Genomic DNA, 14,294 nt, shown 5'->3' on the forward strand with positions numbered 1-14,294 from the left:
CATGAGGCCTTGCCACACGCCCAGATTCCTTGATTTTGAAATTCACTATTTCAAACAGGCAGTTGCGCGGTGGACGACGCAGGGGAAAAAACTGCCTCCAGACCAGACAATCCAACCGCAGGGCGGAACTTTGCTTCAATTTCTGCTCAGCGAACGCCTGCGGAGATCGCCTGATTGATTTGCAAGCCTGCATTCACGGCACGATAAATCGGGAAGGGCGTGCGCTGTGACAGGTCAATGTCCCGCCTCAACCACTCCTGATCTTCCAGAACACCAAGGGACTTCGACAACGCCCGATCCGTGACCGGTCCGAGACCGGACTTGATTGCCGTAAACCGGCTCGGGGTCCCGGTTACAGCCAGGATCGGTACTGTCCAGCTGCGCCTCAAGACGGCAAAAGCGTCTTCGTTGGGAACGATCTCCTCGATCCGGCTCGCCACGGCGGCGGCGGCCTTGCCTGTGTCCGTCAACCGAAACTCCGGTCGCAAGGGATGGCCGTGGCCGGGGTTTCGCTCCAGCAACCCGAGCTGGATCAGGTGTTCCAGGCTTGCCGCAAACGAACTGCGGCTTGCCCCCGTTGCCGCAATCAACGGAGCCTGGCGGCCGGGAAGGCCTGCATGCAGCTGAGCCAGAATTTTCAGGGACCAGGCCTTGGATGTGAGGTTGACAAGAAGCTGCATATCCATTTTTTATAGTTACTATATTTTTGCTACATAAGGAAGTCTCATGCCTGTCGTTTCACTGGATAACACGATCACCCTCGCCCTCTCGGTTCGCGACAGGCATGCAAGTGCCGACTGGTATGCGGAAAAGCTCGGGTTCGAGCTGCTCTATCATATGGACGACGCTGGCTGGAGCGAGTTGAAAACCTTGACCGAAGGCGTGACCCTGGGGCTGGGTGAACAGTCCGAACCCTCTCCGGGAAACACGGTTCCCGTGTTCGGTGTGGCCGATATCGCGGTTGCCCGCGGCGCGCTGGAAAAGGCGGGCGTCAAATTTGACGGACCGACAGAAACCATCGAAGGCATGGTCAGCACGGCAACCTTCTACGATCCGGACGGCAACGCCCTCATGCTGGCCCAGGACCTGTCCAAATAGCGGGTTTCAAAAGAGAGGATATCCCGGAAGGTGCGGCGACACTCTGTTGCCGCGCCAACGCCAATCCTTGCGCGCGCCTGAAGTGAAACACACGAACACCCCGACGTGCCCCAACTCGGCGATTAACTGACCACCGGAAGGCGCGAGAGACCCGCAGAGAAAACCTGATTATGTGACCCAGAGGAATAGAAAGCACAAAATCTTTGCATTGGCAGAATAGTCGACTACTCTCTTATTCTTGATCTCATTTTGAAAATAGAGTTCTGCGGCATGCCTGCGTCATTGTTTGAAAAATACGGCGGCTTCAGCTCGGTGAGCCGTATCGTAATGACTTTTTACGACAAGGTTCTCGACTCCGATGAAATTGGAGACTTTTTCGACGACGTCGACATGACGCGCCTGATTGATCATCAGACGAAATTCATCTCCTACCTGATGGGCGGCCCGGTTTCCTATTCGGAAGAGCGGCTGAGACGAACCCATGCATCCCTTGATCTGACAAACGAGGATTTCGACCAGGTTGCGCGCCTCCTGCACGAGACATTGGTGGAGCACAAATTAGATCCGGGCGACATACAGTCCGTAATGTCGGAAATCCAGGCACGCCGGGCTGCCATCCTTTCGCCCGGTGCAACATGAGCATCACCGCGATCAACCAGCAACTGTTGCGCGCGATCGGGGTTGGCATCGCCGTCGTCAACAGCAAGGATCTTCAGATCCTGTTTCAGAACGGTCCGTTTGGTGATTGGTTCGGCAAGTCGGAAGCCGCCACCACACTGGCCGATCTACTGCCGGACATTGATGTCGAACAGCTCCGCGCGGAAATAGAAGACCAGGGCCGCTTTACCGGCGAGGTGTCCGTCAAGCTGAAGCGCCGGACGCTGGTCATCGCCTTGACGGTCTCCCCGGCCGAGGAGCAGGACTTCCTTGTCGTGGAGTGTCAGAACATCACGCGGATCCGCGAACTGGAGTCGATGATCGACAGTTATTCTTCCATGGTCGAGCGGAATACGCGGGAACTGGAGCGGGAAAAGGAACGTGTTGAACGCCTGCTCCTCAACCTTATGCCGCGCTCGGTCTATGAGGAGTTCAAGACCTTCGGCGTCGTCACGCCACAGCTTTATGAAAGCGTATCCGTGGTCATGCTCGACTTCGTGGGCTTCACCAAATTCTCGTCAGAACACGACCCCACGGTAACGCTCGGGGAGTTGAACGACATCTTCACTGCTTTCGACCGTATTGCAGAGCAATTCGGTTGCGAGCGCATCAAGACCATCGGCGATGCCTATCTCGCTGTTGCGGGCATGCCCGAACCTTCACCGGACCACATGCGTGCGGTGGCCAATTGCGCCGTCCGCTTCATTCGCTACCTGGAACGCAGAAACCAGAGCCATCAGCACAAGTGGAAGGCGCGCGTCGGACTGGGCACGGGAGCAGCCGTCGGTTCGGTCGTCGGGATCCAGAAATATGTCTATGACGTCTTCGGTTCAGCGGTGAACCTGGCCGCGCGCTTGCAGGAATTTGCCAATCCGATGTGCGTCGTGGCGCCCGATGCCATGAAGGAGTTTCTGGTGGATGAATTTCACCTGGAAGACCTTGGCAAACGCGATATCCGCAGCTTCGGAGAGATGCGGCTGATGCGGGTCAACCCTGGTGTCGAACTGGCGCACCGGGTGAGACAGTTCTGAACACACAAGCCCGGTGCCGTAGCAAATTCGGCACCCAAACACACCACTTGAATCCGACGGAAAATGACGCGGTGCCGCACCGAGATGCGGCACCTTCGCCGTGTCATGCCGTCAGTTTTTCTTTTTCTTCTTGTTGCCGAACACGTTGCCCAGAAGGCCGGAAGGCAGGCCGAAGCCTTCTTCAACCGCCTTCAGAACTTCCTCATCGTCGACATCGCCTTCGAGAACCTTCTGAACGTCGATCTGGGTCTTGCCGCCGGTCGCCTTGTTGATGACCTTGTTGGCCTGGTCGACCAGTTCCTGAGACGGTTCCTTCTTGCCCTGCAGAATGGAGATCAGCTCGCCGCCGGTCTGCTGCAGTTGCTTGTAGGCCGCTTCCGGATTTTCCAGAATGCCCTTGATGTCCGGATAGATACGCGGATCGTTCCAGGCACCTTCGATCACGATCGGCACACCGAGACCGGCCAGTTTCTTGTCCTCGCCCTTCCGGCGCGGCTGCGGGGCCTGACCTTCAAGCGTCGGCACGATTTTCGGCTCCACACGCCAGGAAAGGCGCTGCGCCGGCATGTCCGTTGTGCCCTTGCCGGTCATGCGCACCAGGGGACCGACCAGGGACAGATCATTCGTCTTGGCGATGCCGTTCTGGATCTCGAAGGTCGAGCCGAGCGAGCTGAAGTCGGTCTTGGCCGACGGGTTGGCCTGCCAGCCGAGCAGGGTTTCCACCGACAGACCACGCACCATCTTCGGCACGTTGATGCCCTTGATCGCACCGTCCATGAACTTGTAGTCGGCCGTTCCGTTCAAGGCCTGAACCAGCGCCTGTTCGCTGCCACCCTTGGACGTGACATTGAGGTTGATGGTGGTCTTGCCCTCGATCCAGTTGAAGTCGGCAGCATCGCGCAGCAACGGATAGGCATTGAGGTTGGCGAGCGCGAACTTCGCGGCAACGGCCGGCGTGGCGGAGGCCCCATTGAGCGTAACCGTACCTGTGCCGGTGCCTCCATAAAGGGCCAGTTTTTCCAGGTTTGCTGTCAGCACACCGTTCTTGATGGTGGTCGACAGGGCACTCTGGTCAATCTTGATCTTGTCCCAGCGGATTTCCTTTGTCGTCAGCTTGAAATCGGCATCGATAGCATTGAGGCCGGAGAAATCGATCGGCTCCGTGCTCCAGCCGCCTGCTCCGCCGCGCTTGCCGCTACCACCACCGCTCGAGGAATTTCCGGACGCCTTCCCGGAACCATTTCCGCCGCCGCTGCCGGATTTCGATGCGCCTCCGAGATAGGGATCGAGCACAAGTTCACGCAGGTCCAGTTGCGCCGTGACGTTTGGCTTGTTGCCGAGAACGATGCGCCCGTTGGCTTCACCTGACGTATCGTCCAGCGTGAAGCGGGTTTCCTCGAAAGAGATCGTCTCGCCGGCAACACCGAATATGCCCGACGCCTTGAACCGCTTGAGACCGCCGCCGTTGCCGAGCGGCTTGCCCAGCCATGCCATGAGGCCCCGCAGGTCCGCCGTATCGACACTGACCGCACCATCAAGCGCACCGTCTCGCGAAGCTCTGCCATTGAAGCCTGCGCTGACGCGATTGCCTTTCACCGTCACCGAAACCGGTGCGGCTTCCCCCGCCAACAGGCGGGCAGTGTCGCCTTCGCCGGTTACGCTGAAGGCTTCGCCCCGCCAGGACAGGGCGCCGCTGAGCGAAACAGGTTTTTCCAGGCCCTGAAGATCGATATCCAGGGCAAGGTTCGTCACACGGTCAGCTTCCGGATCGCCGCCAACAGCCGACGCGAGACCCAGGCCGCCGACTTCGCCCTCGGCGATGCGCACGCCGCCGTTGATATCAAGCCCGGCAAGCAACTCCTCACCCGTCGAACCGGCGGTTTCGAACGCCAGATCCACGCTGAGCTTGCCACTGGCCGGCAGATCCTGGCCCGCAAGCTGCAGGAGATCGGCAATCGAGCCATCTTTCAGCACCAGCCGGCCGGAGACTTCAGGAACGCTCCCGGACAAATCCGCATCCGCCGCACCGCCAAGAGAAAGCTGGCCAAGCGTGATGTCGAGATCGGCCAGCGACAGCATGGCTTCGGTGCCAGCAACCTTGGCCGACACGGCAAATGCCCCCGGATCGGCTGCCAGATCCTGACCGGCCAACGCGGCAAGCGCCTTTAGGGAAGGCCCGGCGGCAGAAAGAGCCAGGTCGGCACGCACCGGATCCAGACCGGACTGGCCGGTGACGGAAAGACTGTTCTCACCACTGGAAATCTTCAGGTCTACCGGAACCTGCTCGCCGCCCATGAGGCCGAGCGGATTCGTGAGAGACCCGTCGACGGTGACCGGCATTTCGCGGAAGGTGAACGTGGATGTGAGATCGACTTCGCCCGACAGGCTGGGCGCCTGCAAACTGAGATCAAGGTTGGAGATACGAACCGGCTCCGCTGCGTCGGGCGCCTTGTAGGTCACCGTACCGCCGGTGATCTGCAGGCTGTCGACACCGATGCTCTTCAGGTAACCGTCTGAACCTGCAGCCGTTTCTTCCGCGCCCGCCTCGGAAGCAGGCGCTGGCGCGCTTTCCACCACCGCAGCGGTTTCGGCGTCGCCTGTTTCCGCCTCGATCAAGTCGCCAATGTCGCTGATGTCGCGGCGCGGTTCCCAGCTCGTGGTGCCGTTCGGGCCGATTTCCAGATAGATGTCCGGCTTGTCCAGGGCAATTCCGGTCACCTGGATATTGCCGGAAATGAGACCGCCCCAGGCCAGACCGAATTCAACGCGCTCGGCCTTGGCAAATTCGATCCCGTCTGCCCCGGCTTCACCGGACAGTCCGATATCTTCGGCAACCAGGGAAAACCCCGGAAAAAGCGACAGGGACACAGGCCCGTCCAGGCGCACGCGCCAGCCAAAGCGCTTGTCCACCTGTTCCACCACCTGACGCTTGATTTCGTCCTTGGGCAGGAACAGTGGCACCACCAGAACGATGGTTGCCAGCATGAACAGCAAACTGCCCAGTCCGATCAAAAGCCGACGCATTTAGTCTCTCCCCGTCGCGAATCGGTCCTCAATGTAGACCAATCGAGCCGGAACGTCCCCAAGCAGAAGCAATAGCTTTCGCAGGAAAGAAGTAAGAACGCTCAATTACCGGCAAATCGATCCACCGCGCCGCACCCCGGCCCCGAACCGGCATGCGGACGAAGGCAATGTGCCTGCAGATTTTGACAAAAGCAGGAAGCCTGCCGAATTAGGGTCATCCAGCACTCCTGGCAGTAAAAACAAACCAGCAGTCAACCAAGGGCCGATTGACCGGCTCGCTCGGCTTCAGGACAGGGCAAACATGTGATTGTCCCAGGAAATCCCCGGCGGACGAGCCAGAATTTCGGCTGGCTGCGTGGGATCGCCCACAAGAGACAGCGCTCCGTTGCCATCGGATATCAGGAAGCTGCCCTGATCGATCGGCGCTACGCCGCATCCGTCCGCAATCGCTTCTGCCCCCAGGAACGCACCCGTATCGGCTTTCCAGAACAACGTCTGACCACCCCTTGGAGCGGACGTGGCAATCACGTCTCCGCTTGCGTTGGCGGTAACTGAGCCAATGTAATTCTGCAGGCCGGAGGCAATACCGGTCGGAATTTCCGTCAGAAGAGGCGCCTCGTCGCGAGAAAACACGCCAACCAGCGGCGGCAGGTCCGTCTCCGGACCTTGAAACTGACCGCCAACCCATGCGCGCCCTTGCCCATCCAATGCCATGTGCCGAAGCGACAACTGGTGCAGGGAGGCGTCCAGAGCGTGGCTTGTGTGAACGTCGCCGGTTTCGCTGTCCAGAAACGCTACCGTTGGCGCCATCGTGTCGAGATTGAGCTTTTCGCGGCCCTTGTCCGGATGGGTCATGATGCCGCCATTGGCGACAACCAGCGTCCGTCCGTCCGGGGCCAGCAGAAGATCATGCGGCCCGATGCCGTGGGTCTCGATCTCGCCGATACGCTGCACCCGACGGCCGCTCATGTCGTAGACGCCCAGCACACCGCGCGCTGCGGCGTAGTCGTTTTCGACTGCATACAGCAATTTGCCATCGGCCGAAAAACAGCCATGACCGTAATAATGGCGGCCCGGCTCCGCTGTCAGAACCTCCGGCTCGACATCCTGAAACGGCCGTACCACGACCGCGAATGTGCCAGGTCGGCGGGCGAAGGCCACAAACCGCGTTCTGTCGGGTGAAATCGCGACACCATGGCCGCGCCCCGGCAGCGAGATCCTGGCCAGAACCTGCCCCAGATCATCCACGACACCGACACCGTAGTCACCGTTTTCAAGCTTGTAGGCGCTCACGAACAGCGGCACGTCTTCCAACGCCTGCCGGCTCAACAGGCTTTCCGCCAGCGTCGACCCGGAGAAGGCCGGCAAGGTGGCAAGACCGCCGAGCGCGGCCAGAAACCCGCGCCGGGAAAGAGGTTTAGTCACCATCGAGCGCATTGAAGCCTCCCGCCAGTTCCAGAGCACCGGCCAGTTCAAGAGCAATCGTGTCGCGAAGCGATTTCAACGTGATCGCCACAACGGCGACCTTGTCGTAGGCGTCGCCGTCCTCGAAGGACTGGCGCAAGGGGGGCTGCAGCGCTTCCAGAAGACCGACAGCGTTGCCGAACTCGAAATCGACCGCATTATAGATCCAGACGAAATCGTTCGGGGTCAGATCCATGAGATCCAGAGCACCGAGAGCCTCCTGAACGCCGCGCAGTTCGCCGACAAGGTATACCACGCTGTTGCCGGAGCGCGAAAACGGAAACCGCGTCGCCTTGGCCTTGTCCTTGCCTGTTCCAAGTGCCGGAAGAACGTCCTGGTCGCGGGCAATGATCAACCCCGTGACCAGCACATTGAACACGCTTTCCAGCGCTTCCTTTGATGTGTGAAACCGTTCGTTTCCGCCTTCAGCGGTCAGGAGCACCGCGCTGTATCCGTCCGGATCCTGCCAGCCTTCCGCGATTTCAGCAGCCATCGCGGCAAGGTTTTCCGAAATCGCCAGCGCATAACCGCAAGTGAAGGCCTTGTCCTTGCCCTCCTGTCCCAGCCGAACCGCGCTGTTCTTGTCGAAAGCCAGCAGTTCCAGCGCCGTCAGCCCCTGAACTGCCACGCTCTTGTCCTTGAGGGTGTCCGCCGACAGCGCGTCCTTGTCCTCGGAGGCCAGAAGCTTGCGGATCTGGCGCTGCGTGATGCCGCGCGGATCCGGTAGAAAGGCCAACCGGCTGAGGCGATCGTTGTCGAGCAGCGGGCCAAACCGCAAGAAGTGCACATGCGCGAAGTCGCGTACCGTCTCCGAATACGCTGTCTTGAACGTTTCGACCGATGCCGCGTCCCCAGTGGAGCAGACCGCACGCACCGCATCCGGAAGCTTTGCCGTGGTTTCTGCAAAGGCGCTGGTTTGCGGCTGAATGTAGGTGTCGATCAGATTGTCGAGCTTCGGCTCATAGTCCGTGGCAAACGCAGGCTGGACGGTGACAGCACCAACGGCAAGGACAGCGAATAGCAAACGGCGCATCAAAGGGACTCCAGAAAATGTATCAGCGATTGCCGGTCAGAAGGCGAAAGCGCAACAACCGCGTCGCGCGCTTGTCTGGCTTCGCCATCGTGCCAAAGCACTGCCTCCAGCAGGTTCCGTGCGCGACCGTCGTGCAGGAACCGCGTATGACTGTTGACCGTCTCGGTCAAGCCAATGCCCCACAGCGGCGGCGTACGCCACTCCTGGCCACCGGCGTCACCCACCGGTCGGTTGTCGGCAAGGCCGTCTCCCATGTCATGTAACAGGAAATCAGAATAAGGCCAGATCAACTGGAACCGGTGCGCGGGATTTTCCGCCTTCCGGCTGGTGACGAACTTCGGCCGGTGACAGGCCGGACAACCGGCCGCGTAGAAAATCTCCTTGCCCTTCAGCACATCGGGATCATCCACGTCCCGGCGCATCGGCACTGCCAGGTTTTCAGAATAGAAGGTGACGAGATCCATCACCGGATCAGGAGCTTCCGAAACGCCGAGGTTGGCCTGTTCGCCATGCGGCAAGACCCGGCAGGCGGTCTGTGCGTCTGTGCAGTCGCCGTAGTTGTCCGGCATCTCCGGCGTGGAAATGCCGATGTCTCCGGAAAATGCAGCCGCACTCTGGGCACGGATTGAAGGCTCGGACGCCTTCCAGCCGAAACGGCCAAGTGTCAGCGCGCCGGTTTCAGGGTCGCGCACCCGGCTGACCCTGCCGGAAATGCCGTCGCCGTCCGCATCGTCCGGATCTGCAAGCGCTTCGATGTCGCCGGGATGGATGGCCTGCACGAGACCGAGGCCGATCATGGGCGGCGCCACCCGGGGCGAGATCAGTGTGTCGGGATGCATGTCGCCATAGCCAAGATCCCGGATCTTGTAGAGAGGCTTTTGCAGCACGGCCGTTTCGCCACCGGCCGTTGGAACCTCGATCTCTTCCAAGTCGATATCGAACCGCCCTTCACCCGCAAGGCCCGTCACGGCAAAGGTCTGGAACTGGCCGCCATAGGTCGGTTCCGGAACAAGCATGATGTCCCTGTCGGCCAGCGCCTGGCGCTCTTCGTCGGTTTGAGGCGGAATCGACAGGCGCAGGAACAGCGAAACGGCGTCTTCGCCGTCCAACGGCGGCCGTCCCCGACCGTCCTTTAGATGACAGCCCTGACACGAGCGCGCGTTATAAAGCGGCCCAAGGCCATCAGAGGCCTGCGTCGACGAGGGGGAAGAGGCCCAGAGTTTCCTGAACAGGCCATTGCCCACCTTGAAGGTCGCCTGTTCTTCGAACGTCAGATTCGCATTGGACTGGGAATAGGCATCCCGGTTGATCCGCTTTCGGGACGTTCCGGCCCCACCTTGCATGAGCTCGAAGCTTTCCGCGGCTTCGAAGTCGGCCGGAGGCTGCAGAACGCTCGCGGCCTTGAGCCGGTCTTTTGACGATAAATCATCGCGGTAAGACAGCGTATCGTCTGCAAGGGCGGTGCCTGCTACGAGGCAGAAACACAAAAAGACGCCTGCCTTGGCGCCCGGTCTGGGGAACAGTCTCATATTCGCATCCTGACTTTTATCCGCGAGCCCCAATTCGCAGAAAAGCTGTCAGGCGGCCGAAGCCGCCCGACGATTTGTTTGATTATTCGAAAACGGAACCTGGATTGTCCAGGCTGTCGGAGCCTTCGAACGCGATACCGTCGAGGTCAAGCACCTTCACGACACGTTCGATGGAAGCAGTCTGGTCGACCAGGGCATCCACGGCTGCCTGCACGACGGCGTTGCCCTCTTCGTTGTCTTCGCCAATCATCTGGTCATAGGCTTCACCGCCTTCGGCCCGCGCCTTCATGGCTTCGAAAGCCGCCAGCGTGGCGTCGAGTTTCGTCTTCATTTCCTTGGCCAGCGCCGGATCCTTTTCCGCTACCAGATCGGCCAGGGACGCACCGGACACATCGTTGCCGACCGGGCTCTCATAAGACCCGAAATAGACGTTCCGGATACCGACTACGTCGTTGTAGTGCGACATGTGGGTGTTGTCGGAGAAGCAGTCATGCTCTTCTTCCGGATCATGCAGCATGAGCCCAAGCTTGATGCGCTCGCCAGCCAGCTCACCGTAGGAAAGAGAGCCCATGCCAGTCAGAATGGTGGCAAGCCCACCGGCTTCACCCTTGCTGGCCAGTTCCTCGCGAGCAGCTCCGTCCGGAGCCCAGGCAGCGGCCATTTCACCAAGATCGGAAATCAGCAGATCGGTTGCAGCCTGCAGATACTGGATGCGGCGTTCGCAGTTGCCGCCGGTGCAATTGGCCGGATCGAAGTCGGTCGCCGGCCGGTTGCCCGCACCCGCATCGGTGCCGTTGAGGTCCTGACCCCACAGCAGAAATTCGATGGCGTGATAACCGGTGGCCACATTCGTTTCCACTTCACCGGCTTCCTGCAGCGTATCCGCAAGAAGGTCTGGCGTGATTTCGGTGGCATCGATGGTTTCACCGCCCACCTTGAGCGACGGATTGGCAATCACGTTGGCGACGTAGAGGTCGTTTTCTTCCGATTCATCGCCATAAGACGTATCGACATAGTCGATGAGGCCTTCATCGAGCGGCCAGGCGTTCACCTTGCCTTCCCAGTCGTCGACAATGGCATTGCCGAACCGGTAGGCTTCGGTCTGCTGATAGGGAACGCGCGCTTCCTTCCAGGCGGCGCGCGCCGCTTCCAGGTTTGCTTCGGTCGGCTCGGCCACCAGCTTGTCGATGGCGGTCTTGAGCGTCTTCGCCGTTGCCAGCGAGTCCGCATATTCTGCCTGTGCGATGTCGCCGTAGGTCGACAGGATATCGGAAGGCGTCGCGGCCAGTGCCGGTGTGACGAAAAGAGCGGAAGCCGCCAGAAGGCCAAGCTTGAAAGTATTCATAGATCCATCCCGTAAACTGTGCCGCCCCCGGTGCGCATGGACCTGCCCTGGGCGAAACCCGAATGATTTTGCGACGTGTAACCACGTCCAACATGGAGATGGAAAACATTTCATGAGGCAGAAAGTCAAGTTATAATTCCAAAAAAATCAATAGTTTAGAACAATTCCAAAAAGTTGACTTGGAAATGCCGGATTTTCTTCCCATGTCCGGAGGCCGAATGCCGACAACAACCCTTTGATGGAAAAGAGGGAATGGTATAGCAATAAAACGGGCCTGTTTGGGGGGCCATGCAACAGGAATGACAGACATGCTCAATGCGCTGAAAAGCTTTGTCCGGGAACTCACCTTAGGCGACAGCGGAGAAAAGACCTTCGCCGAAGACGACAAGCGTCTGGCCGCCGCGGCCCTGCTTTTTCACCTGATCGATATTGACGGCGTGATCGAGGAAAGCGAAAGCGCGAAGCTGCGCGAAATCCTTCGCAGCCATTATGATCTTTCAGACAAAGAGACCACCGAACTGATTGCCGCTGCCAAGCAGCGCGACGAGGAAGCGGTCGATCTTTACGGCTTTACCTCGGTACTGAAACGCACCACCGATGAGGAAGAGCGCCTCGGCATTGTCGAGATGATGTGGGAAATCGTTTATGCCGACGGCCACGTCCACGAGTTTGAGGACAACACCATCTGGCGGGTCGCCGAACTTCTGGGCGTCTCCACGCGCGACCGGATGAACTTGCGTCACAAGGTTGCCCAGACGGCTCCGGAAACCCACGAAGGCGACTGACCGCCCATGCTATAATCAGCAGGGATGCGTATTTATGCAGGATGATGAGGCAACGGGACTCGATTTTCACACCGACCTGCCTCATATTAAGTCCATGCTTTTTCAGTCCGATCCCTTGAAGAACCGACCGAAAGTTCTGATTGTCCTGCATCAGGAGCATTCCTCGCCCGGGCGGGTGGGTCTTGAGCTTGTAAAGCGCGGCTTCGCGCTCGACATTCGCAAGCCACGGTTCGGCGACCTGCTGCCCGACACGATGGAAAATCATGCCGGCGCCGTTATCTTCGGTGGCCCGATGAGTGCCAACGACCCGGATGCCTTCCTTCAAAAGGAAATCGACTGGATCGGCGTACCGCTTGCCGAAGGCAAACCCTTTCTCGGCATTTGCCTTGGCGCCCAGATGATGGTCAAGCATATGGGCGGCACGGTTTCCGGCCACCAGGAAAGTCTGGTGGAGATCGGTTACTACCCTCTGCAGCCGACCGAAGCCGGCAAATCCCTGATGGACTGGCCGAAAAAGGTTTATCAGTGGCATCGGGAAGGTTTTGACCTGCCCCGTGGTGCCGATCTGCTGGCGTCCGGACCGACTTACCCCAACCAGGCGATCCGCGTCGGCTCTTGCGCCTATGGTATCCAGTTTCACCCGGAACTGACCCACCAGATGATGGTCCGCTGGACGACCAAGGGCGCACCGCGCATGGAATTGCCCGGCGCACAGAAACGCCGAGATCATTTCGCCGGCCGCTTCGTCTACGATCCCGCCGTCAGAAAATGGCTCGACCGCTTTCTGAACCTCTGGATCGGCACGGCCGCCGCTCCGGTGCGCCATGATGTGATGAAGGCTGCGGAATAGCGCGCCTCGCTTGTACGGCCGACGACCTCCCGCTGCTGACAGCAGCCCTCCGCTTCGCATATCCGAATTTCACCTGAACCTGTCCGGAACAACCGATGACTGTTTTTGTCGCCCTGCTGCAGGCCGTGAATGTCGGCGGAACCGGCAAGCTGCCGATGGCGGACTTGCGGGCAATGGCCGAAAACATCGGCCTTCAGAACGCTGCCACCTATATCCAGAGCGGTAATCTCGTCTTCGAAACCGACATGACGGCGGTGGATGTTCTGGACCGGCTGACAGAAGCCCTTACCAGCTACTTCGGCAAGACGCCCGGCGTCGTTCTCAGAAGCCTCTCCGAGCTGGAAAGCCTTTACGCGCAAATGCCGTTTCCGGACGCAGAGCCAAACCGCGTTCTGGTGACCTTTCTTGCCAAAGACGCGCCGTCCGATGCGCTGGACGCCATGGTGGCACCTGATGGCGAGGAAGCCATCGTTCTTGGCCGTGAAATCATCGTCCATTATCCCAAAGGCTCCGGCCGCTCCAAACTGAAACTCCCCGCGCTGAAGCAGGGCACGGCCCGAAACCTCAACACCGTCCGCAAACTGCTGGATCTGGCACGGGAACGGGTGTGAGGCATGATATGGAACGCCCGGAAATTCTCATGCACGTTGCACGGCCCGAGGAAACGGAGCCTTTGGCGCGCATCGGCCTGGAGGCCTGGCTGCGCGGCATAGCGACCCTTGTCCCGCTGCACGTTCGACAGGAGATTGTCGATAACAACCCTTTCCTCCCTTTCCTGAAAACACTCGGCCCTGCAGCAATCGTCGCGACAATCAACGGCGACCCTGTCGGCATCGGCGCCTGCGAACACACAGACGACACTATTTCCGACATCTGGGTTGCTCCGGCGTTCGAAGGGCGCGGTGTTGGCTCTGCCCTGGTCAATGCGCTGGAAACAGAAATCCGCAGTCGCGGTCACACCGTCGCCCACATCCAGGTCGCCGCGCTCAACACCCGCGCCTTCAGGCTTTATCGTCACCTCGGATACCGGGAAGAGTCGCGGCAGATCAGTTTCGACCCGATCCTGAAGGTTGAACTCGAGAAGGTTGGACTGTCGAATCGGCTTTAGCCTTCGCTTGCCGAAATTCCGAACAACGTCCTCGACAAAATTCGAAGAAACTCCAGCGGCGCCTTGGGAAACGACGCGGCCGCATCCAAATCATCCTTGCCCGGTCGTCCTGGGTCCCGGGTCTGCGCTACGCTTCGCCCGGGATGACAAGTGGTATCTGCGGCCTTTCAAAGAGCGCGGCAAGAGATTGCCCAAATGCCGTCTCCCGCCACCTCCACCGTCATTCCGGACAAGTGCAGCATCGCTGCACGCCGATCCGGAATCCGGATATCAGCGTGAGCGCAGCGAACACCCGATTTAGAATAGGGCCGCGTTTGCAACACGGATCATGTTCGGGTTCCGGACCTGCGTTCGGCTGCAGCCTCACGTG

Annotated in this window: 13 protein-coding genes; 7 read left to right on the forward strand and 6 right to left on the reverse strand. The window is 59.6% G+C overall.

The features are described from left to right. Positions 1-146: 146 nt before the first annotated feature. The gene (locus tag AC2A6O_RS09730) at positions 147-680 is read right to left on the reverse strand and encodes a winged helix-turn-helix transcriptional regulator (RefSeq protein WP_498926633.1); all 534 of its coding nucleotides are present in this window, start codon (positions 678-680) and stop codon (positions 147-149) included. A gap of 46 nt (positions 681-726) precedes the next feature. Here AC2A6O_RS09730 and AC2A6O_RS09735 point away from each other — a divergent pair, with 46 nt between their 5' ends. The 3 genes from AC2A6O_RS09735 (at position 727) to AC2A6O_RS09745 (ending at position 2,786) form a co-directional block, all read left to right on the forward strand. Further along, positions 727-1,098 (forward strand): VOC family protein, encoded by a 372-nt coding sequence (locus AC2A6O_RS09735; RefSeq protein WP_498926634.1) that lies wholly within the window; start codon positions 727-729, stop codon positions 1,096-1,098. 270 nt (positions 1,099-1,368) lie between these two features. Beyond that, positions 1,369-1,737 carry a group I truncated hemoglobin gene (locus AC2A6O_RS09740; protein WP_498926635.1) on the forward strand — a complete coding sequence of 123 codons (369 nt, stop codon included), beginning with the start codon at positions 1,369-1,371 and terminating at the stop codon, positions 1,735-1,737. Further along, positions 1,734-2,786, forward strand: a complete 1,053-nt coding sequence (locus AC2A6O_RS09745; protein ID WP_498926636.1) for an adenylate/guanylate cyclase domain-containing protein — start codon at positions 1,734-1,736, stop codon at positions 2,784-2,786. Before AC2A6O_RS09740 ends, AC2A6O_RS09745 begins: the two co-directional genes overlap by 4 nt. Positions 2,787-2,897: 111 nt before the next feature. Here the strand turns inward: AC2A6O_RS09745 and AC2A6O_RS09750 are convergent, their stop codons facing one another. From AC2A6O_RS09750 to AC2A6O_RS09770, 5 genes are all read right to left on the reverse strand, one after another. Next, positions 2,898-5,810: an AsmA family protein gene (locus AC2A6O_RS09750; RefSeq protein WP_498926637.1), complete on the reverse strand. Its 2,913-nt coding sequence runs from the start codon at positions 5,808-5,810 to the stop codon at positions 2,898-2,900. Between the two features lie 285 nt (positions 5,811-6,095). After that, complete coding sequence (locus tag AC2A6O_RS09755) at positions 6,096-7,247, reverse strand: DUF1513 domain-containing protein (RefSeq protein ID WP_498926638.1); 1,152 nt, start codon at positions 7,245-7,247, stop codon at positions 6,096-6,098. Continuing rightward, a complete protein-coding gene (locus AC2A6O_RS09760) occupies positions 7,228-8,307 on the reverse strand; it encodes an imelysin family protein (RefSeq protein WP_498926639.1) in 1,080 nt (359 codons plus the stop codon). Before AC2A6O_RS09760 ends, AC2A6O_RS09755 begins: the two co-directional genes overlap by 20 nt. Continuing rightward, positions 8,307-9,836, reverse strand: a complete 1,530-nt coding sequence (locus tag AC2A6O_RS09765; protein WP_498926640.1) for a di-heme oxidoreductase family protein — start codon at positions 9,834-9,836, stop codon at positions 8,307-8,309. The genes AC2A6O_RS09760 and AC2A6O_RS09765 overlap by 1 nt, the downstream gene beginning before the upstream one ends. Positions 9,837-9,918: 82 nt before the next feature. Further along, on the reverse strand, positions 9,919-11,181 hold the full coding sequence (locus AC2A6O_RS09770; RefSeq protein ID WP_498926641.1) for an imelysin family protein: 1,263 nt from the start codon (positions 11,179-11,181) through the stop codon (positions 9,919-9,921). 308 nt (positions 11,182-11,489) lie between these two features. Here AC2A6O_RS09770 and AC2A6O_RS09775 point away from each other — a divergent pair, with 308 nt between their 5' ends. The 4 genes from AC2A6O_RS09775 (at position 11,490) to AC2A6O_RS09790 (ending at position 13,924) form a co-directional block, all read left to right on the forward strand. Beyond that, positions 11,490-11,966 carry a tellurite resistance TerB family protein gene (locus AC2A6O_RS09775; RefSeq protein ID WP_148585695.1) on the forward strand — a complete coding sequence of 159 codons (477 nt, stop codon included), beginning with the start codon at positions 11,490-11,492 and terminating at the stop codon, positions 11,964-11,966. Positions 11,967-12,060: 94 nt separating this feature from the next. After that, positions 12,061-12,816, forward strand: coding sequence for a glutamine amidotransferase (locus AC2A6O_RS09780; RefSeq protein ID WP_498927086.1), 756 nt, complete (start codon positions 12,061-12,063; stop codon positions 12,814-12,816). A gap of 95 nt (positions 12,817-12,911) precedes the next feature. Further along, positions 12,912-13,427, forward strand: coding sequence for a DUF1697 domain-containing protein (locus AC2A6O_RS09785; protein WP_498926642.1), 516 nt, complete (start codon positions 12,912-12,914; stop codon positions 13,425-13,427). Positions 13,428-13,456: 29 nt separating this feature from the next. Beyond that, positions 13,457-13,924: a GNAT family N-acetyltransferase gene (locus tag AC2A6O_RS09790; protein ID WP_498926643.1), complete on the forward strand. Its 468-nt coding sequence runs from the start codon at positions 13,457-13,459 to the stop codon at positions 13,922-13,924. The last annotated feature ends 370 nt before the right edge of the window (positions 13,925-14,294 follow it).

The organism is Labrenzia sp. ATLA3 (genome assembly GCF_057180185.1).